Source organism: Streptomyces sp. NPDC055140 (genome assembly GCF_053607285.1).
This window is the reverse complement of the sequence record NZ_JBSGTG010000017.1, coordinates 162,399-181,937: the sequence shown is the minus strand read 5'-3', so window position 1 is coordinate 181,937 and position 19,539 is coordinate 162,399. Positions and strand designations below refer to the sequence as shown.

The 19,539-nt window shown below is 70.4% G+C and carries 16 protein-coding genes and 1 pseudogene; 4 read left to right on the top strand and 13 right to left on the bottom strand.

Going from position 1 to position 19,539, the window contains the following annotated elements; translation table 11 throughout:
• Positions 1 to 96: 96 nt before the first annotated feature.
• Positions 97 to 2,451 (bottom strand): bifunctional SulP family inorganic anion transporter/carbonic anhydrase, encoded by a 2,355-nt coding sequence (locus ACWFR4_RS29280; RefSeq protein ID WP_453655356.1) that lies wholly within the window; start codon positions 2,449 to 2,451, stop codon positions 97 to 99.
• A 347-nt stretch (positions 2,452 to 2,798) separates the two neighbouring features.
• Between ACWFR4_RS29280 and ACWFR4_RS29275 the strand changes: the two genes are divergently transcribed.
• On the top strand, positions 2,799 to 4,079 hold the full coding sequence (locus tag ACWFR4_RS29275; RefSeq protein WP_453655355.1) for a hypothetical protein: 1,281 nt from the start codon (positions 2,799 to 2,801) through the stop codon (positions 4,077 to 4,079).
• A gap of 28 nt (positions 4,080 to 4,107) precedes the next feature.
• On the opposite strand, the gene ACWFR4_RS29270 is transcribed toward ACWFR4_RS29275, so the two are convergent.
• Positions 4,108 to 5,088: an ATP-binding protein gene (locus ACWFR4_RS29270; RefSeq protein ID WP_453461131.1), complete on the bottom strand. Its 981-nt coding sequence runs from the start codon at positions 5,086 to 5,088 to the stop codon at positions 4,108 to 4,110.
• Positions 5,089 to 5,189: 101 nt separating this feature from the next.
• On the opposite strand from ACWFR4_RS29270, the gene ACWFR4_RS29265 reads away from it, so the two are divergent.
• Positions 5,190 to 6,014 (top strand): oxidoreductase, encoded by an 825-nt coding sequence (locus ACWFR4_RS29265; RefSeq protein ID WP_453461134.1) that lies wholly within the window; start codon positions 5,190 to 5,192, stop codon positions 6,012 to 6,014.
• A gap of 404 nt (positions 6,015 to 6,418) precedes the next feature.
• Here ACWFR4_RS29265 and ACWFR4_RS29260 read toward each other — a convergent pair whose 3' ends face one another.
• Entirely contained in the window at positions 6,419 to 7,264 is an 846-nt protein-coding gene (locus ACWFR4_RS29260) for an HAD family hydrolase (RefSeq protein WP_453655354.1), read from the bottom strand.
• 582 nt (positions 7,265 to 7,846) lie between these two features.
• Between ACWFR4_RS29260 and ssd the strand changes: the two genes are divergently transcribed.
• Complete coding sequence (gene ssd / locus ACWFR4_RS29255) at positions 7,847 to 8,968, top strand: septum site-determining protein Ssd (protein ID WP_453461139.1); 1,122 nt, start codon at positions 7,847 to 7,849, stop codon at positions 8,966 to 8,968.
• Positions 8,969 to 9,127: 159 nt separating this feature from the next.
• Positions 9,128 to 9,706 (top strand): annotated as a pseudogene (locus tag ACWFR4_RS29250) (ATPase, T2SS/T4P/T4SS family); the annotation flags it as partial.
• Between the two features lie 963 nt (positions 9,707 to 10,669).
• Here the strand turns inward: ACWFR4_RS29250 and ACWFR4_RS29245 are convergent.
• The 10 genes from ACWFR4_RS29245 to ACWFR4_RS29200 all read right to left on the bottom strand — a co-directional run bounded on the left by ACWFR4_RS29245 (position 10,670) and on the right by ACWFR4_RS29200 (position 19,531).
• A complete protein-coding gene (locus ACWFR4_RS29245) occupies positions 10,670 to 10,996 on the bottom strand; it encodes a hypothetical protein (protein WP_453655353.1) in 327 nt (108 codons plus the stop codon).
• Positions 10,993 to 11,202, bottom strand: coding sequence for a hypothetical protein (locus ACWFR4_RS29240; RefSeq protein ID WP_453655352.1), 210 nt, complete (start codon positions 11,200 to 11,202; stop codon positions 10,993 to 10,995). Before ACWFR4_RS29240 ends, ACWFR4_RS29245 begins: the two co-directional genes overlap by 4 nt.
• Positions 11,203 to 11,298: 96 nt before the next feature.
• Positions 11,299 to 12,534, bottom strand: a complete 1,236-nt coding sequence (locus ACWFR4_RS29235) for a helix-turn-helix domain-containing protein (protein ID WP_453655351.1) — start codon at positions 12,532 to 12,534, stop codon at positions 11,299 to 11,301.
• 117 nt (positions 12,535 to 12,651) lie between these two features.
• Entirely contained in the window at positions 12,652 to 13,329 is a 678-nt protein-coding gene (locus ACWFR4_RS29230; RefSeq protein WP_453655350.1) for a collagen-like protein, read from the bottom strand.
• Positions 13,326 to 13,592 carry a hypothetical protein gene (locus ACWFR4_RS29225; RefSeq protein WP_453655349.1) on the bottom strand — a complete coding sequence of 89 codons (267 nt, stop codon included), beginning with the start codon at positions 13,590 to 13,592 and terminating at the stop codon, positions 13,326 to 13,328. Before ACWFR4_RS29225 ends, ACWFR4_RS29230 begins: the two co-directional genes overlap by 4 nt.
• Before the next feature lie 33 nt (positions 13,593 to 13,625).
• Complete coding sequence (locus ACWFR4_RS29220; protein ID WP_453655347.1) at positions 13,626 to 13,832, bottom strand: hypothetical protein; 207 nt, start codon at positions 13,830 to 13,832, stop codon at positions 13,626 to 13,628.
• Positions 13,833 to 13,847: 15 nt separating this feature from the next.
• Positions 13,848 to 14,804 carry a GH25 family lysozyme gene (locus ACWFR4_RS29215; RefSeq protein ID WP_453655345.1) on the bottom strand — a complete coding sequence of 319 codons (957 nt, stop codon included), beginning with the start codon at positions 14,802 to 14,804 and terminating at the stop codon, positions 13,848 to 13,850.
• 8 nt (positions 14,805 to 14,812) lie between these two features.
• Positions 14,813 to 15,037: a hypothetical protein gene (locus ACWFR4_RS29210; protein WP_453655343.1), complete on the bottom strand. Its 225-nt coding sequence runs from the start codon at positions 15,035 to 15,037 to the stop codon at positions 14,813 to 14,815.
• Positions 15,038 to 15,046: 9 nt separating this feature from the next.
• Entirely contained in the window at positions 15,047 to 15,568 is a 522-nt protein-coding gene (locus ACWFR4_RS29205) for a hypothetical protein (RefSeq protein WP_453655341.1), read from the bottom strand.
• Between the two features lie 12 nt (positions 15,569 to 15,580).
• A complete protein-coding gene (locus tag ACWFR4_RS29200; protein WP_453655339.1) occupies positions 15,581 to 19,531 on the bottom strand; it encodes a hypothetical protein in 3,951 nt (1,316 codons plus the stop codon).
• Positions 19,532 to 19,539: the final 8 nt, after the last annotated feature.

Here is a 19,539-nt window from a genome sequence, read left to right as displayed (position 1 = left end):
GACAAGGGGGGTCCGAATAATGGTTTAGACCTGTTGGGCTCTTGGTGTACGTGCCGATGGCGTCACTCACCGGCACGCACGCTCTCACGGACGGGTTCAGGCCGGGCGCAGTTCGCCCTCCGGTTCCACCTGGTCGAACACCTCGTCGGGCTGCTCGGTGAGCAGATAGGCCTGCGCCTCGCCCACGTGGAAGTACATCCCGTGGAGCTCGAGCGAGCCCTCCTGGAGGCGGCGGGCCACCGACTCGTGGGCCCGCAGATGCTCCAACTGCTGGACGACATTGGTCAGGCAGAGCTGCTCGACCGCGTCGGCGGGGGCGCGCCCGGCGAGCCGCGCCCATGGCTGGTTCGCGACCGCCATGCGGGCGAGGCTCGGCAGGCCGTGCCGCAGCCACCGCTTCAGGGGTGTCTGCGCGCCACCCTCGGGCGGATTGTTGAGCAGCGCCTGCATCGCGCCGCAGCCGGAGTGCCCGCACACGGTGATCGACTGGACCTTCAGTACGTCGACGGCGTACTCGATGGCCGCGGCGACCGAGTCGTCTCCGCTCTCGGCGCCCGGCAGCGGCACCAGATTCCCCACGTTCCTGACGACGAAGAGGTCGCCGGGGCCGCTGGAGGTGATCATCGACGTCACGAGCCGGGAGTCGGCGCAGGTCAGGAACAGCTGGGTGGGACGCTGCCCCTCACGGGCGAGCCGGGCCAGTTCGTCCCGCACATGCGGCGCCGTGTTCCGCTGGAACGCGCTGATTCCGCTGGCCAGTTGATACCCGCCACCGCCCGCGGGGGGCTCGGTGGTCTCGGCCTGCGGACGGTCGCAGTGGTGGTTGCGCCAGGGTGTCCAGGGCCGGCAGCAGGAGTTCGACGTCGACGCGGGCTCGGCGATACGGGTACCCGCCCGCCCGGTCACCTCGACCTTGCCGCCCTGTGCGACATGTGACTTCTGCCAGTCCTGCAGGGACTCGAACGCGGCATGGTCCATGAAGGACCCGTCCAACTCCACGACACAGCCGGCTCCTTGGGGTACTTGGTGCAGTACGCGACTGAGGCGAGGTACGGCGAGGAACGTCAGCTGCCCGCGCACCCGTACGTGATGGGTCCCGCCGCCCGCCGCGTCTGTTTCGTCCACGGAGTGGGTGATCCGGGTGCGGGTGAGCCGGTGCAGCGCGACCCCGACGGCGACCGCGATGCCGAGGGCCACGCCCTCGAGTACACCGAGGGCGACCACGCCGAGCGTCGTCACGGCGTAGACGAGGACCTCGCGGTGGCGGGTGACCGTCCGGATGTGGTGCAGGGACACCATCTGGATACCGACGGCCATCACCAGGGCGGCGAGTGAGGCGAGGGGGATCTGCTCAAGCACCGGGACCATCAGGAGCGCGGCCACCACTACCCAAACGCCGTGCAGCATCGAGGAGTTCCTGCTCTCACCGCCTGCGTTCACATTCGCTGCGCTGCGGACGGCGACCCCGGCGACGGGGAGTCCGCCGAGGGTGCCGGAGACGATGTTGGCCGCTCCCTGACCGAGCAGTTCCCGGTCGAGGTCGGAGCGGCGCGCCTCCGGCCGCAGGGCGGGCTTCGAGGACGCGAGCTTGTCCACGGCGACGGCGCCGAGCAGCGACTGCACGCTGCACACGAGCGTCACGGTCAGGACGGCCGCCGCGAGGCCCATCACGGGCCCTTCGGGCAGGCCGGCCAGAGCGTGGCTGCTCCAGGACGGCAGGTCGACCTTGGTCACGGTGATCCCGGCGAACGCGGCGGTCGCGGTGGCGCAGGCGACGGCGACGAGCGCGGCGGGCACTCTTCGCAGGGCCCGCCCGGCGCGTCCGGGGATCCGGGGCCAGGTGAACAGGACCGCGAGCGTCAGCATGCTCAGGAGCAGCGCGGCCAGGTCCACGTGGGTCAACTCGGCGGGCAGCGCACGGAGATTGTCGAGAACGGCGCTCTGGGGGGTGCCGCCGAGCACGATGTGCACCTGTGCGACCGCGATGGTGACGCCGATTCCGGCGAGCATGCCGTGGACGACGGCGGGGGACACGGCGAGCGCGGTGCGGGCCACGCGTAGGCAGCCGAGGCCGAGTTGGGCGATTCCGGCGATGACGGTGATCGCGCAGGTCGTCCGCCAGCCGTAACGGTGGATGAGGTCGGCGGTGACGACGGTGAGACCGGCGGCGGGGCCGCTGACCTGGAGGGGTGAGCCGCCGAGGCGGCCGGCCACGAGTCCGCCGACGGCGGCGGCGACGAGTCCCGCCTGGAGCGGGGCCCCGGTGGCCAGGGCGATTCCGAGGGACAGCGGCAGGGCGATCAGGAAGACCGCCCCGGACGCGGACAGGTCGGCGCCCGAGATGCGGAAGCGGCGGGGCGGCTTCGGCGGCGGGCTGTGGGGTGGATGGGTGCGGCTGGTTTCGTCGGTCCGTGTCGGATCGGCGGGGCGTGTGGGGACGCAGGCTGACATGTTTCCCGTCTCCTCCGGGGCAGCGCGGTCGCGGAACGAGGGGGCCCCGTCTGTGGCGGGGCAGGGTCGCGGCCGTGGATCACGGCGTGCAGCGGCGGGATGAATCAACGCTCGGTAAATGGATCGTAATGCAGAGTAAAGATTGCGGACGTATTTTCGGAGCAAATGGGGCATCCATTCACCCTGATGGGTGAATGGGGTCTTTCTTTGGCTTGTCGTATTAATTCTTCCTCGGGCGTCGTGTGACGTTGGCGGCGCCGTCGGCAAATGCGGCATCTCACCGCATTTCATCTGCCCTGGTGCGGAGAGATCCGAGCCGAAGAGACCAAGGAAGAAGGTGGGCGGACATGGCCGCCACCAAGAAGCTCGCCGCGAGCTTCACCGCCGTCGCGGCGTGTGCCGCAGCCCTGTCCGGTTGCGCGACAGGTGACCACCAGGCGACCGGACCCCAGATGGGCGCTCCCGGCCCGAAGGAGGCGGCCACCGCCCTCGCGCCGGGAGGCGTGATGCGGCTGATCGGGGACGGTTCGACCGCGTTCACCGGAAGCCAGCCGCATCTGCCCAGGCCCGAGCGTCTGAAGGCCGGCCGGAAGCCGCCGCAGTTCGTGGTGTTCTTCTGGGACGGCGCGGGGGAGGGCAGCCAGAAGCTGTTCTCGCACTTCCGCAAGGTCGCCAAGCAGAACAACGCGACGATGACGTACTTCCTCAGCGGCGTGTCCTTGCTCCCGGAGGAGAAGCGCGGCCTCTACCGGCCGCCGCAGCACTCACCGGGCAGCTCGGACATCGGCTTCAATGACGAGCAGGGAATCAAGGGCACCGTGGACCAGCTCCGCGGCGCCTGGCTCGAGGGCAACGAGATCGGCACGCACTTCGACGGCCACTTCTGCGGCAAGGGCGGCGGCGTCGGCGAGTGGTCGGTGGCCGACTGGAAGGACGAGATCCGCCAGGCCAGGTCGTTCGTGAAGTCCTGGAAGACGAACACGGGCATGAAGAACGCCGCCCCGCTCCCCTTCGACTACGACAAGGAGCTCATCGGCGCCCGCACCCCGTGCCTGGAGGGTCGGAAGAACTTCCGGCGAGCGGCCCACGACCTCGGGTTCCGCTACGACTCCAGCGGTGTCGACGATCAGGTCTGGCCCAACAGGAACGACGGCCTGTGGGATCTGTCGATGCAGCTCGTGCCCTTCCCCGGGCACAAGTCCGAGCAGCTCACCATGGACTACAACTTCATGGTCGACCAGTCGGGCACCGCGACCCAGGGCGATCCCGACAAGCAGGAGTTCTGGGGTGACGAGATGCGCGACAGCCTCCTCCAGGGCTTCGACCGCGCCTACAACGGCAACCGCGCGCCGCTGGTCGTCGGCAACCACTTCGAGTCCTGGAACGGCGGTAACTACATGCGCGCCGTCGACGAGACCGTCCACACCGTGTGCAACAAACCCGAGGTGCGCTGCGTCTCCTTCCGCCAGCTCGCCGACTGGCTGGACGCCCAGGACCCGCGGACCCTGAAACGGCTCACCACGCTGGGCGTCGGAGAGGCCCCCGCGCAGGGCTGGGCATCCTTCATGTCGACCAGCCCCGCCCCGGCACCCAAGGGGGTACCGGGAGCGCCGGCGGTCAAGCAGTAGCCGAGCCGGTCGGGCGTGGCCGCGCCGGTCAGGCGGTGGCGGCCACACTCTCCTGGAGGACGAAGGCGGGGTCGACCTGGGCCGCCAGGTCGGCGCCTGTCCTCGCGTTGCCCCAACTCTGCGCGTTCTTCAGGTGGAAGTGGACCATCTGGCGTGTGTAGCGCTCCCAGTCGCGGCCCGCGTAGGCGGCGTCCGCGGCGGACCTGAGCGTGCGCAGGGCGGCCGCGTTGGGCTCCTCCAGGAGATCGAACCGGGGCGGGCGGCCCTTCTCCATGGCGCGTACCCAGTCGGAGTGCCCGACGGTGACGAGCAGGTCGTCCCCCACCTGTGCACGGAGGAAGTCGAGGTCGTCCTGGCCCTGCACCTTGTTCCCCACGACCTTCAGCGTGATGCCGAAGTCCCGTGCGTACTCCTTGTACTGGCGGTAGACCGAAACCCCCTTACGCGTCGGCTCGGCGACGAGGAACGTCATGTCGAAGCGGGTGAACATGCCGGAGGCGAAGGAGTCCGAACCCGCGGTCATGTCGACGACCACGTACTCGTCGCGGCCGTCGACGAGATGGTTCAGACACAGCTCCACCGCTCCGGTCTTGGAGTGGTAGCAGGAGACACCGAGGTCGGCTTCGGTGAAGGGGCCCGTGACCATCAAACGCACGGCCCCGCCGTCGAGTTCCACGGGTCGGGCACACGCGTCGTACACCGGGTTGTTCTCGCGTACCCGCAGAAGGCGCGAGCCCTCGCCGGGCGGGGTCGTCTTGATCATCGTGTCCGCGGAGGCGATCCGTGGATTCGAGCCGCGCAGGTAGTCCTTGATGAGGGGGAGGCGTGCGCCCATGGCGGGCAGTTCGGCCGCCTGGTCGTCGTCGAGACCGAGCGCGGGCCCCAGGTGCTGGTTGATGTCGGCGTCCACCGCGATGACCGGGGCGCCCATGGCGGCGAGGTGACGGATGAAGAGCGAGGACAGCGTGGTCTTCCCGCTGCCGCCCTTCCCCACGAAAGCGATCTTCATGTTCACCAAGGGTAGTGGGATCGTCGCTGCTCGTGTCCGTGCAGCGTGAAGAAGACCACTCCTTCGTGGGGCCGGGCCCCGAACTGCGTAGGGTCGTACCCATGAGTACGACAGCCGACCCCCTTGCCGCCCTGGGGGCCCTTCCGGGCGTGGCCGACTCCGTGGACTCCGTGCGCAAGGCCGTGGACCGGGTCTACGGCCACCGGGTCATGCGCCGTCGCAGCACCGCGGTCACCTCCGAGGCCGCGCTGCGCGGCGCGCGGGGCAGCGCAGCGCTGTCCGGCGCCGACTGGCCGCTCGAAGAGGTGCGCAGGCGCTCCGACTTCAGCGGCGCGGGCGGGGACGAGGAGGCGCGCACCGTCGGCGCTGCCCTGCGGCTGACGGCGGAGGCAGGCCAGCTCCTGTCGATCTGGCGGCAGTCCCCGCTGCGGGTGCTCGCACGCCTGCACCTCGTGGCGGCGGCCGATGACGGCGACACGGTGGGGCGCCCCCGTCAGGCAGGCGAGCCGGTCGATGAGCCGCTGGTCGAGCTGCCGCTGCCGGACGCTCAGGAAGTGGCGGGTCGGCTGGAAGGGCTCTCCGGCTTGATCATTGCGGGCGGCTCGGCTCCGGCCCTGGTCACCGCGGCCGTCGTGCACGGCGAGCTGCTCGCGCTGCGGCCCTTCGGGTCGCACAACGGGCTGGTCGCGCGCACGGCCGAGCGCATCGTCCTGGTGGGCAGCGGTCTCGACCCCAAGTCGATCTGTCCTGCCGAGGTGGGACACGCGGAGCAGGGGCGCGCGGAGTACCTGGCCGCCCTCGAAGGCTATGTGTCGGGCACCCCGGAAGGGGTTGCCGCGTGGATCGCGCACTGCGGGCGGTCCGTGGAGTTCGGCGCCAGGGAGTCGACGGCGGTGTGCGAGGCGCTCCAGCGCGGAGCGGCGTAGGCGCCGTAACGGGTTCCTGGGAAGTCCCTGAAAAGGGTTGCGGCGGTACGAGTCCTCGTACCGCCGCTGGCATGTTCACCTGGTTACCAAGCGTCCTCGAAAATTGCCCATCAGGTCGGGAACTTAGCCCGTGGCCTGGTGCGGCTGGCCCGTAATCGACGGGTCGACGTCGCGTGGGTGCCTGGCGTTCATGCTCGGTCCGTGGGGCCTTGGTTGCGGTTATAAGGTGATCCTCTCGGATGTCCCTTGGTCTCGCGGGCCGTTGCCTTATTTGTACTCCAGGAGTGGAGGAAGCGAAACCCCTGGCCGTACTTCTTTACTTTTAGGTTCAATTAGGGGCGAAACGGGCGGCCGAGGGCGGCCCGTTTCGGCGGCCGTGTGGCGGGCCTGCTCAAAGGAGCCGGTCAGCTGGCCGTGGCGCGTCGGCGGCTGGCGTACCAGACCAGGCCCGCGGTGGCCGCCGCGGCGCCGACGGCGGCGGCCGCGACGAGGGCGGGCCGCGACGGCGCGGACAGAGTGGGCAGCCGCTGCTTGAGTCGGACGGGCCGGTTGAAGTCGAGAATCGGCCACTCGCGCGCGAGCGCCTCACGGCGCAGCGCCCGGTCCGGATTGACCGCGAAGGGGTGGCCGACCGCCTTCAGCATCGGCACATCGGTCATCGAGTCGCTGTACGCGTAGCAGCGCGAGAGGTCGTACCCCTCGGACCGGGCGAGCTCCTCGATCGCCTCTGCTTTCGTCGGCCCGTACGCGTAGTACTCCACCTCACCCGTGAAGCAGCCGTTGTCGCCCACCACCATGCGCGTGGCCACCACACGGTCCGCGCCGAGGAGTTCACCGATCGGCTCGACGACCTCCGCGCCGGACGTGGAGACGATCACCACGTCGCGCCCCGCGGTGTGGTGCTCCTCGATGAGCGACGCGGCCTCGTCGTAGATGATCGGGTCGATCAGGTCGTGGAGCGTCTCGGCGACGATCTCCTTCACCTGCTGCACGTTCCACCCGCGGCACAGCGCCGAGAGGTACTGGCGCATCCGCTCCATCTGGTCGTGGTCGGCGCCGCCGGCGAGGAACACGAACTGCGCGTACGCGGTCCGCAGCACCGCCCTGCGGTTGATCAGCCCGCCTTGGTAGAACGACTTGCTGAAGGTGAGCGTGCTCGACTTCGCAATGACCGTCTTGTCCAGGTCAAAGAACGCGGCAGTGCGGGGCATCGAGTGGGTCAAGGAGTGGTTTTCCACGAGCCCGAGCATAGGCGCCCACCATTCGGCGTAAGCTCTGGCGCGTGGGTTTGCCTGAGAAGGCTCTCGGGTACACCATGGAAGTCACGGATCGTTCGCGACCGTGCTAACCCGGTCTGGCTCCTCCCCCCCCGAGTCGGACCGTGGGGACGACCCCCGCTCTCCCCCCCGGCGGGGGTCGTCGCATGTCCGGACCCACTTTGGGTCCGGACTTTTGCGTTCTCCACCCTTGTGTCGCCCCGCGCCGTGCTTCCGGCGGATGCCGCCTCGCGCCCGATGTGCGTCACTGTGTGTAGCCGAGGGGCTGCTCTGTGGAAGGTTTGGAGGGGGTAGTTGAGGGGTCGCCCTAGATGGCACAAGTGATGTCACCGGTATGGGTGATGGGGATATTCACAAGCGCTCTCTTGTCCACAGTAATTGACCAAGATCCACACGATTTCCGGGATCGCTGCACGGTGATTCCACTCGCGAAGTCGGGACCGGTGTTCATTACCGGTTCCGTTTCCCGGTCGGGCTGTCGGCCGGGTCTGGCTGCGCGAGGGGAGTAGCCGGCTCGCAGGTGCGAGCGGGACAGCGAGCGAGGGGGCGGAAATCGTGGCGGGAGCCATCACATGCGGCCGGGCGCCGGTCGCCGACGGGCGGCGGCGCACACCGCTGATCGTGACCGAGGACGTGGATCTGCTGGACGACCTGCTGCGGCTGTGCGCTGCGGCCGGCGCGCGGCCCGAGGTCCATCACGGGGTGCCGGAGCGCAGAGGGAGCTGGGAATCGGCGCCGCTGGTGCTGGTCGGGGACGACGCCGTCGAGCGGGTGCGGGGCGTGGCGCGGCGGCGTGGCGTCGTACTGGTGGGGCGTGACCAGGACGATTCGGGGGTGTGGCGGCGAGCCGTCGAGATCGGCGCCGACCATGTGCTGATGCTGCCGGACGGCGAGCAGTGGCTGATGGACCGGATCGCCGACGTGGCCGAAGGCGTGGGGAGGCCCGCGCTCACCGTCGGGGTGATCGGCGGGCGAGGTGGTGCCGGGGCGTCCACTCTGGCGTGCGCGCTCGCCGTGACGTCGGCGAGGACCGGGCGGCGGACACTCCTCGTCGACGCGGATCCGCTGGGCGGCGGGCTCGACGTGCTGCTCGGCGGGGAGGCCGCGGAAGGGATGAGGTGGCCCGCGTTCGCAGAGTCGCGGGGGCGGGTCGCGGGGGGCGCGCTGGAGGAGTCGCTGCCCGAGCTGCATGCCCTGCGGGTGCTGAGCTGGGACCGGGGCGACACGGTGGCGGTCCCGCCCGAAGCCGTACGGGCGGTGCTGGCCGCGGCGCGGCGGCGGGGCGGCGCGGTGGTGGTGGATCTGCCGCGCCGGGTCGACGAAGGGGCGGCCGAGGCGCTGGCCCAGTTGGATCTGGGGCTCCTCGTGGTGCCGCCGGAGTTGCGGGCTGTCGCTGCTGCGAAACGGGTCGCCTCCGGCGTGGGGATGGTGCTGCGTGACTTGCGCGTGGTCGTGGGGCCTTCGCGCGGGGGTGCGGCCGGCTTGCTCGATCCGGAGGAGGTCGCACGGCTTCTCGGGCTTCCGCTCGTCGGTGAACTTCCGTCGGAGGGCGCGCTGTTGGCGGCCGATGGCGGTGGACTGCCGCCGGGTGGTGCGGCGCGGGGGCCGCTCGCGCGGTTCTGCACGGCCTTTTGGGAGCGGGTGCCGGTTGTGGCGGATGAGGGGGGTGGGGCGTGAGAGCGGGGCGTGGGAGTGGGGGTGCGGGGGTCGGCATGTGGGCGTGGGTGCGAGTGCGGGTGAGCTGCGGGTGTGGCGGGTCGACGGGGGTGGGCTGTGAGTACGGGTGTGGTCGGTGATGACGGTGGGCGGCGCGTGAGTGGGGTCGTGGGCGCGCGCATGTTGGACGGGGTGCGGCAGTGGCTCGCGGAGAACGGTGCGGAGGCGACCCCGGCGCGGGTGGCGGAGGCGCTCAGGGCCCAAGGGAAGCTCCTCGGGGACACCGAAGTGCTGGGCGCGGCCGGTCAGTTGCGCTCCGAACTCGTGGGCACCGGACCGCTTGAACCTCTGCTCGCCGACCCCTCGGTGACCGACGTGCTGGTGTCCGCACCCGACCGGGTGTGGGTGGACCGGGGCGGTGGCCTGGAGCTGACGGGCGTGGCGTTCGAGAGCACCTCATCCGTGCGCAGGCTCGCGCAACGGCTCGCGGGGGTCGCCGGGCGGCGCCTGGACGACGCGAGGCCGTGGGTCGACGCCCGGCTGCCGGACGGGACCCGGCTGCATGCTGTGCTGCCGCCCGTCGCCGTCGGCTGTGCGTGCCTGTCGCTGCGGGTGGTGCGGCCGCGTGCCTTCACGCTGGAGGAGCTCGTGACGGCGGGGACGGTGCCGCCTGGCGGGGACCGGGTGCTTCGGGCTCTTCTCGACGCCCGGCTGTCCTTCCTGATCAGCGGCGGTACGGGCTCCGGGAACCCCAACATGTGATCAAGACACCACTAGGTGAAAGTGACAACGCGTGACCGTTACGGCTGGTGCGAGGAGAGGCGTCTGAGGTCAGAATTCGTTACGGCTACGCGTTGGAGACTCTCCGTCGGTAAGCCTTCTGTCGGCACGCTGAGCTGCAGTAACGGGAGTCGGCGCGGCCCGTAGTGATCCGCTCGCCACACGTCTCGCACGGCTGACCGTTGCCGTTGTTTCCGTTACGGCTACGCGTTAGAGATGTCAGGCAGGAGGCCGAGCATGTCATCCGCCGTAGCAGGGGATCGGCGTTCCGGACGAAGAGCAGGCCGCAGTGCTCGCACGAGGTGGGCGGCATGAGCTCACCACGGCCCGGGAGCCCGGTCCAGCAAACGCGCCTTGCGCGCCACTCCCGCATGGGGGTTGGGCCGAGGTCGTAACAGGCCCGGCAGATATGGAGGCGCTCGGGGGTCCAAGAGCGCTGTCGGTGATACCGGACGCCGCCCTGCACGACGTACACCACTTCAAGGCCTTCCGCGCCGCACTGGCGGCAGATTCCTCTACGCATAGCCGTAACGGTAGCGGAGTTCTCGACTTTCCTCTACGCATAGCCGTAACGCGAACGGGCCTGCGGCATGGGACGGCCCCGACCGGGATGCACTCCGGTCGGGGCCTGGTCCCGCCCGCCCCCAGCGGGGGTACGAGGCGGGCGGTAGATGTTGGGCGGGCCGCTCCCACTGCTCGGCCGTCGAGCGGCCCGCCCTGTCCCGCCGCCGTGCGTGCGTGCAGGCGCACAGGCGGCGGGGGTCTAGTGGCTACGCGGGACGGGTGCCCGCTGGTACGGGGGCGGAGTGGTTGGGCATAGCGGGGCGTGGAACTCAACGGTGGCGCCGGGTCCGGACGCGCTGAACACGTCGGTCTTCCGGGTCTTCTCGCCGGGGCGGATCGGCTTCTGGCACGTCCAGCAGAGCCGCACGCCCTCGTAGCTCACAGCCGCCGCCCTTCGCGAAGTGCGCGCCGCAGCTCCGTCGAGTCGGGGCAGGGGCCGCCGTCGTCGGCGCACTGCCCGCACCTGGCGGAGTGGGTGACGAGCTGCACGTACACGTGGTCGCGGGTGCAGTCCGGGCAGGCACGCGGAAACAGGCGCCGGCCAGACTCGGCGTCGTCGCGCTCGCCCAGGTCGACGGCGGGACTGCCGAGCATCACGCGGTCGCACCAGGCGCAAGACCTGCCGCACTGCTGGTTCTCACTCAGGCTGCCGATGGCCGGCACGTCGACCGGGATCATCTCCGTCGGTGCGTGGACGAGGCTCACGACACGACCTCCAACTGTGGCCGTGCCGTGCGCAGCAGCGCGTCGAGGACCGGCTGCGCCTCGGTGCGGGACAGCACCAGCTCGGTGTCGCCCTGGTGGATGTCGACCGCGTAGAGGGCGAGAGGGATGCGCACCTCGCCCGTGACCGGGTCGGTGGTCGGCGGCTCACCCCGACGAATGGAGGCGTGCAATGGGACGTGGCTCACGGGTACCCCCTCGGTTCTGCGGAGCCAGAACCGTAAGGGCCCAGACAGCAGAGAAGGGGGACAGATTGTCCCCCTGTCCCAGCCTGTCCCCCTTGCTCAGCCGGTGGTCACGCCCACGGCCGCGGCGAGCGTCCCCGCTTCCTTGCGCATGGCGCGGGGCGCGGTGCGCCAGAGCTCCGCCACGGCCTGACGCGCGGATGGCGTGTACGAGACGGTCTCGGCGCCGATCTCGTGCGCGAGCTTCATGACGTGCAGGGCAGCCGTGCGGTCGCCCCGCTGCAGGTGCCCGCGCGCGACCTCGACCCACAGGCGGGCGCGGCGCTCACGCGAGGGCATGACGTCAGGGTCGATGTCGTCGGCCAGGCCGAGGGCCTTCTGTGACTTCAGCAGGTCAGTGGCTACGGAGACGGCGTGGAAGTCCACGTTGGCGCGCCCGAACACGGTGGACGGGTGAACGTAGTTGGCGGGCAGGGACTTGGCGACCTGGTCGCCCTTGTCCCAGTAGCGCCAGGCGTCGCCCTCGCGTCCCTCGCGCGCGGCCGTCACGGCTGCGTGCAGCTGCAGCGCACCGTAGATACCGCGCCAGTCCTCGGGTGCGCCGTCGAGGTGTGGGCGGATCAAGTCGGCGGCCTCGTTGACGACGCGCAGCGCCTCTTCGGGGTACGCCGTTTCCCTCAGGATGTTGCCCATGTTCCACGCCGACGCAGCTATGGCGGCGGGCTGGTCGGCATCCTGCGCCGCGGCCAGAGCCCTGTCGGCTACGACCCAGGCGAGTTCGGCCGGCGCGATGTACGCGGTGGCCTGCCCTGTGAGGCGGTAGATGTCGGACAGGGCGACGAGTGCGGCGCGGCGCTGGTCGCCGCCGAGGGCGCGGACGGCTGCCTCGCCGTCGCGAATCAACTCGGGCAGCAGCGCGCCGACTTCGCTCCGGTTGTACCCGGACTTGTGCCAGAGCTTCCACGACTGATCGGCCCGCCCCTGCAGCAGCGCAGGGTCGACGGGCGCGGCCGGCCGAAGTGACGGGGCGAGCGCCCGGTTCATCACGGCGGACCACACTTCGGGCATGCCCGGGTGGGCGAGGCGGCCGAGCGGCGCGGGTTGTGCAGGCCCGTCCGTGGTGCCGGTGAGTACGGACAGGTCGGCGAGCTGCAGCGCTGCGGCGAGCCGCAACAGGAGCGTGTACGAGTCGAGTTCGCGCTCGCTCGTCTCGATCTTCTTCAGCCAGTCCGGGCCGCGTCCACACAATTGCGCCAGCTGGGGACGGGTCAGACCGCGGGATTCACGGAGCGCCTTGATCCGTTCGCCAGTGCTGAGCTCGTCGGGACTGTCCATGCCTGCTCCCTCGCGATAGGGGCGGTGCCGTATTGCCAGCCTACGGCGCACGTCAACACACCACGGGGCACAACGAAACGGCCCCGCCCTCCCGAAGGAGAGCGGGGCCGTAGTCGTTCACGCGTACTGGCGACGGGTCGGGTCGAGACCGAGGGACAGCAGGCCGTTGTCCTGCTTCTTCTCTGGCTGCGGTGCGCCGTCGCGGCGGCACACGAGCGCGTCCGGATCGGAGGCCGGGGCTTGGAGGCTGTACCCATCGGGGCAGGGCTGGCCGTCCTGGCCATCCTTTCCGGCCGGGCCCTGCTCGCCCTGCGGTCCGGCCGGGCCTGGCTCCCCTTGGGGGCCAGCCGCTCCATCTGCTCCGTCCGCACCAGCGGCACCGGTCGGGCCAGTGGAGCCGACGCCGTCCGTACCATCGTCCCCACTCTTGCCCGGCGAGCCGGATGGGCCGGGACTGCCAGGCTCTCCGGGATCCCCCTTGGGGCCAGGCGGCCCGGGGATCGGGACCGGAACCTTGGCCCGGTCAGGGAGGTTCTCGACGGCTCTGGACGGATCTGGCACGGCCGGCTTCTCGCCCTTCGCCTGCAGCTGTGACCGGAGTTGACGGACGTCGCCGGCCAACGTGGACACGGCGTCGCCGCGCAGGTTCGCCTCGGCGATCGCTTCCTTACGGGCGGACGCCTCGTGGTCGATGCGCTGCCAGGTGAGGATGACGGCGCCGGTCAGCGCCAGCAGTGCGGCCGCGATCCACAGGAGGTGACGCCGGCGGGCGAATGCTCTTTCGGCGCGGGTCATGGATGCCCCCCGAGCTGTGTCACCAGTAGCCGCAGGCGGGCCACTTCCAGTTCCAGCATCTGCACGTTCGACTCGGCCTTAGCCTGGTCTGCTTCCGCCTTGTCTCTCTCGGCGACCAGGCGCGCCGTCAGGTTGTCGTAGCCGCCGATGACTCCGCCCTCCCGTTGGGTTCGCCCTGCGATCCGGGAGCCGTACATGGCTGCCACCCCGGCCACGGCGGCGCTGCCGAGAACGCCTAGGGCTGTGACTGTGGCGGCATCCATGTGCGCCCTCCCGGTTGCGCTGGGTGGGCAGGGTCAGACGCCCGTGACTGTGGACGCGGGCTCTTCGGGCTGCTGCTTGTTGGGGACAGCCCAGGTGATGCCGAGTGCCGCGAGTACGGCGAAGCCGGCGGTGACGCCTTCCTGCGTGGTGACCGTGCCGTCCTGCAGCGCGGTGACGAGCGAGGCGGCACCGGCCGCGGCCGCCGCGACGACGGCCTTCAGGTACTGCGAGACCTTCATGAGTTCTCCGGGGGTTCAGGCGGTGACGGTGAAGCCGTGCTTGGCGCCGAGGCGCTGCAGGCTGGACTTGCCGGGGATGCCGTCGGCGTCCTTGCCGACGTAGCCACCGCCAGCCGGGGAGCGCTGCCAACGGGCATACGACTCCACGGTCTTGGTGCCGAACGACCCGTCGACGTAGGTCGAGGCGAGCAGGCCCTCGGACTTCAGCGCCTTCTCAACGGTGAGGACCTCGGCCTTGTACGAGGTGTGGCCCTGCGAGGCGGCCGGGTCGTGCCGCGCCGCGTATACGACGTGAGCGAGGCTGACTGTCGGCTTGGCCGGCGTGCTGCCCGACTCGGAGGGGATGCCGCCCGCCCACGCGCGCAGCTCGGCCGCGGATAGGTAGCAGATGGACCGGTCGAGCGGGCTGCCGACGAACTGCCAGAACTGCGGCGAGTGACCGGACGGTTTGGGGCGGGAGCGCTTCTCCGCCTCGGCGTAGGAGTCCACGCTCGTGCCCGGGTATGCGGGGTACCAGAGCGGCACGCCTGCGGGGACGTGGCCATGGGCGAGGTCGTCGGCCGAGGTGTAGACGCCGACGCGCTGCCCCGGGAACGCCTTCTCCACGGCCGCGATCCACGCCGTTACGTAGGCCTTGATCTGCGCGGCCGACCTGCCCTTGTAGTTGCGGCCGTCGCTGTAGCGCTCCAGGTCCAGCCAGTGCACGAAGCCCTTGCCCGCGTATGGCTTCACCGCGCCGATGTAGTTCGCGGCCTCAGTCGCCGCCGACTGGTTGGGCCACGCGAAGTGATAGGCCCCGGCGATCAGCCCTGCCGCCTGGATGCCCGTGATGTGGGTGGCAAAGCGGGGGTCGCGGGAGTGCTGCCCCTCGCTGGCTTTGGCGAACGCGAAGGCGACGCCATCCGCCTTGTGCTCTGCCCAGTGCTGCGCGCCCTGATGGGCGGATACGTCGATGCCGCGGCTGGTTGTCATCGGGTCCCTTACAGGTTGCTGGTGATGGTGATCTCGGAACGGGACAGGGACGTCGTCGCGTCCGGGTCGTAGCCAGCGAGGAGCACGCGGATGTCGTCGAGGAGGGACTCGGTCGTCTGGCCCGGAAGCGGCCCGCCCGCGCCCTCCTCGACGCGGAGAGTGAGCGTGAACCCGGTCTCGTTACGGCCATCGCCGGTGAGCCGGTAGTACGGGTACGGCATGGAGTCGGCCATGTCGGTCTCCTAGGCGAGTCGTCGGACGTGCATGGAGGAACCGGCGCCCATGCGCGCGGCGGTCGCGTTGCTGGTGACCTGCGCCCACTGCAGGGCAAGGGTTCCGGCGCTGGTGGTGGTGACCGTGCCTTCTTCGATTGCCGCGCACTGGTTGGTGGCGTGGTCGCGGGTGCCGTAGGTGACCGACGTTGAGAAGTTGTGGACACCCCAGCGGCCGGTACCACCCGCGGAGGTGCCCGACAGGGTGACGCCCTGGTCCGGGCCCATCGCTGAGCGCAGGCCGCTCGCGCCGGAGGGCGCGTTCCACATGGTCTTGAAGCGGGCCAGGTCGATCGCGGCGTAGTGCAGGTAGAACGTGACGTGATACGTCGCGCCTGCCTCCAACTGGGCAGTCAGGTCGGGGTCGTCGGCGAACGTCGTCGTCGAGGCCCGATCGAGGTTGGCGGTCTTCCAGTAGATGTCAGGCAGCATCGACGCCAGGAGCGCGCCGGTGAGGCGCTGCCCGGCCGGGATGCTGGGGTATCGGGGCAAGAGGGTGCCTCCCTACAGGGCGGTGATCGGTGGGGTGGCGAGGCGCACGTCAGTGCCGGCGGTCTGGGCCTTGGCGATCCCGTTGACGGACCGCACGGCGGTGACGGTCTGCGGGGAGACGATCTCGAACTGGTCGAATCCCATGGCCGGATTCGTGTTGGTGTTGCCCGTGAAGCCGGAGGCGGTGACGCCGACCGCGCCGGTGGCGATGGTGCTTGCGGTGACCGTGACGTCGTTGTGCCAGATGCTCGGTTCGAGCGCCCCGGTGGGCCAGACGCGCATCTGGATGCGGTGCCCGGTGAGGCGTACCCGCATCTCGAACTGGTCGCCTGAGGCGTAGCTGAGCGGGAGCTGGGGGGTGCCGCCGAGCTGGGTGGTGTCGCGGGTGATGGACAGGTATAGCTCGCCGCCGGTCGCGAAGTGCAGCCGGGCCCGGTAGTAGTTGGACGTGTCCACGTACCGCAGCAGGATCGCGGGGACGATGCTGGCCCCGGTCGAGACCTGCCCGGGCGACAAGCGGACGCGGACCTCACAGTCGGCGATGCCCGTGGCGAGGGTCTGGAAGCGGACGGTGGAGATGGACGCGCCGGGGATGGTGACGACGCCCTGTGCGCCGTTCACGGACCGCTCGGAGGCGGCCCCGCCCGGGATGGCCCAGGCGACGCCGTTGGCTGCTGTGCCCCAGCCGTTGGCCACGGTGCGGTCGAACGTGTCCCAGCCTGCGGGCTGAATGTCCCAGGCGCGCACCACCTCCCCGCCTGTCCGGAGTTCGATGGGGAACGCCGCGGGCCCGGTCGGGGCGAGGCCGGCCGTGGACGCCCAGGGGATGAGTGGCCCGTTGCCCTGCGGGACGGTGTGGACCAGGAGCTGCGTCGCCGTCGAGGTGGCGTTCGCTCCGATGATGCTGCCGTCCGTGTCGACCTGGTCCGGGGCGCCCTTGGCTTTCTCGATGGTGAACTGGGTGAGGTACTGCTCGCCATCGGTGCAGCCATTGAGGAGATAGGCGAGCGGGCGCACAGCGACGACGTCGGGGTGCATCCGCATCGGGCTGGCCGGATCGTTGTTGGCTCCGGCGTCACCGGGGTTGACGACGCCGTGCACATAGCCGGTGTACGTGGTGTACGTGGCCGGCGGCACGGTGCCCCGCAGGACGGCGTAGGACTGCGAGGACACGGAGTTGGCACCGGTGAAGTTGCAGCGCGTCCCATCGGCGCGGACCCCGGTGAACCCGGCGTAGGCGCGCGCCAGAGCGGGCGAGGTCGGCGCCGTTTTCGTGCGGAACGTCGCGGTGATGCGGTAGGTGGCCATCGGGTCGTAGGGCAGCGTCGTCGTGTCCTCGTAGATCACTGAGGTGGACGCGTAGGCGGCCATGTCGCCGCCGTCCAATTGGACGGGTGCCGGTCCCAGGTCTGCGCCTGCGCCGGAGCTCACCAGGCGCCATCCGCCGGCGCCGCCGGTGAAGGTCTGGGTGTAGGCGGTCTGCCAGGGCTGCGCGGCCGGGTCGGGGGCGATGCCGCTCACGGTCCAAGGGCTGGCCGGGGTGCAGTTGTAGGTGACGTCCCAGTCGTACACGCCGATGGTCTCGGCGTAGCCGCGGGCGATCAGGTCCGCGCCGCCTGGAGGCATCCAGGCAGGCAGGTTCGCGATGGTGATGCGGTCGCCGATGTCGGTGTCGGTCACGGCCTGCGCAAGCTGCGGGGCCGCGGCCAAGTTGACGTGCACGGACGGGTAGCGGGCCTCGTCGGCGGTGCCGAGGTGCAGGCGCCAGCCGGCGTGCTGCTCGGGCTGGCTGTCATCGAACAGGTTGAGGGTGACCTGCTCGTCGTAGATGCCGACACCAGTGGGTGGCGGATTGATGGACAGGGCGCCGGTCTCCAGGACGGCGCGGGCCGAGGACCCCTCTCGGCGCGCGACCGTGATGTCGTTACGGACCTGCTGGTCGTCGTCGACCGGTTCCAGAGGCGGGGCTACCTCGCCGCGTGCCGCGTAGTCGAGGGCCAGGCGCGGTGTCTGGTTGTAGAACGTCGCTCGGCTGCGATAGGCCAGGGCGGCGGTCGGGAGGTACTCGTAGCGCATGCCGCCGTCGGCGTCCGCGGACTCGTCGAGGAGTTCCAGGAGCGTGATGGGCGTCTGCGGGCCGACGCGCTCGGTGGCGCCAGAATCGCCCTGGAACGCGAGCGGGATGGATTCCTCGGCGGTCAGGCGCAGCAGCCGGGAGCCCGCCGTCTCGCCCGCCCAGGCCAGGTTCGCATTGTCGTAGGCCGCCGTGGTCGGCGCCGGCCAGGCGGAGATGTGCCCGATGGCCATCCCGTCGAGCTCCGGAGAGAAGCCGTCCGGCGGGGACAGGACGGCAGTGGGCCGTCCGGTCGTGCCGGTGTAGCTGCCGGAAGACTGGCCGGCCGCGGTGCCGAGGACTTCCCAAACGACCACCCAGTTCACTGTGCCGCCGGACTGCGTCAGGCTGAAATTGACCTGTACCCACTGGCCGAACAGGTCGCTGCCGGTGCCGATGGCCTGGTTGACGACGACGTTTCCGTCGGCGTCCAGGCCGCGGATCGTCGACCCGCTGGACCCGGATGTCTGCACGTACCAGTCCGCCACGGTGCCGGTGCTGGTGAAGCGCAGGTAAGTACGCATGCTGGTGTTGGCCTGGTCCAGCCGGTACAGCCAGTAGATGCTCCATCCGGTCAGTGAGCCGCTCGGGCTGGGGATCTCGCCCCGCATGCGCGGCAGGACGCCGTTGTTGCTGGCGAGGACCGGCAGGGATTCCGAGCTGGGAAGGGTGTCGTTCTGCGCCCAGTTCAGGCCGGACGCGGTCAGGGGGCGCACGCCCTCGACGGGCGAGTCGGCGTGCGTGGCCAGGGTGCCCTCCTCCATGGGCCAGTAGGCGAGCGGCTGGTAGGAGGGGACGCGGCGCCGCAGCGCGGACGCCAGGGGCTTGGCGCCCTGACCCAGGCGCCGCGAGATGCCCGCTGCTTCCAGCGGCACGTAGACGTCCTTGCCGGAGACATCCCAGCGGGCGGGCCACGAGGAGACCTCGCCGACGAACCGCGTGCGCCGGTTGCTGATGCTCGTGGCGTTGCCGACCGTCCACGTCAGTCCGTTGCTGTCCACGAAGCTGGCAGCGCCGGGTGTCTGTGCGGTGAAGTCCGGCGAGCAGGCGATGGTGCCGTCGATGCCGTTGTGCAGCTCGAACCGCTGGACGGCGCCGGAGCTGCACGGGAATCCCAGGTCACCCCAGCCGTCGCCGACCCGCACGGGCGCCGTCGAGTTGAAGATGCTGGTGGTTCCCGCAGTGACGATCGGCGCGCCGAGCTGCGCCCACGGCCCCGCCATCGAGGGGGCCGTGTAGAAGGTGAGCGTGTTCCCGCCGGCGCCGTTGTTGACGTCGAGCGTCACGCGTACAGCCAGGTGCGCGAATGCGGGGATCGGCGCAGTCGAGTCCTTCTGGAGGGTCGATACGCCGTCCGTGGACCACTCGAAGTGGAGGTTTCCGTCACGCGCCATCAGCAGCCACGAGCGCTGATTGGTGTTCTTCAGGCCCTTGCCGCACAGCTCGACCGAGCCCGCCGCACTCCAGTTGGCGAGCGTCGCTTCGAAGCGAATATCGATGTCGCCGGTGATGTCCAGCGCGGCGGCGTCCGGGGTGCTGGCCCCGTTGTCCGAGCTGGTTGTGCCGGTCGTCGCGAGGAACGCGGGGCCGGTGTTCACGGATACGCGCAGGGGGGTGTTGCGGCCGATCTGCCCGTACAGGGGCCCGAGCGGGTTGCGCGGGCTGAACTTGCCGCCCTGGTTCTTCACGGTGAGGGTGCAGGTGGACGGGTCGACGCGGGGGGACTCGTCGCGGCCGCCGCGGGAGATGTCGATGCCGTCGCGGACCAGGACGTCACTGGTGATGTTGGTCCACGTGCCTCCCAGTCCGAGCTCCACCAGGACGTCGAGCGGGGACTGGGGGAACGGCATCGGGGGTC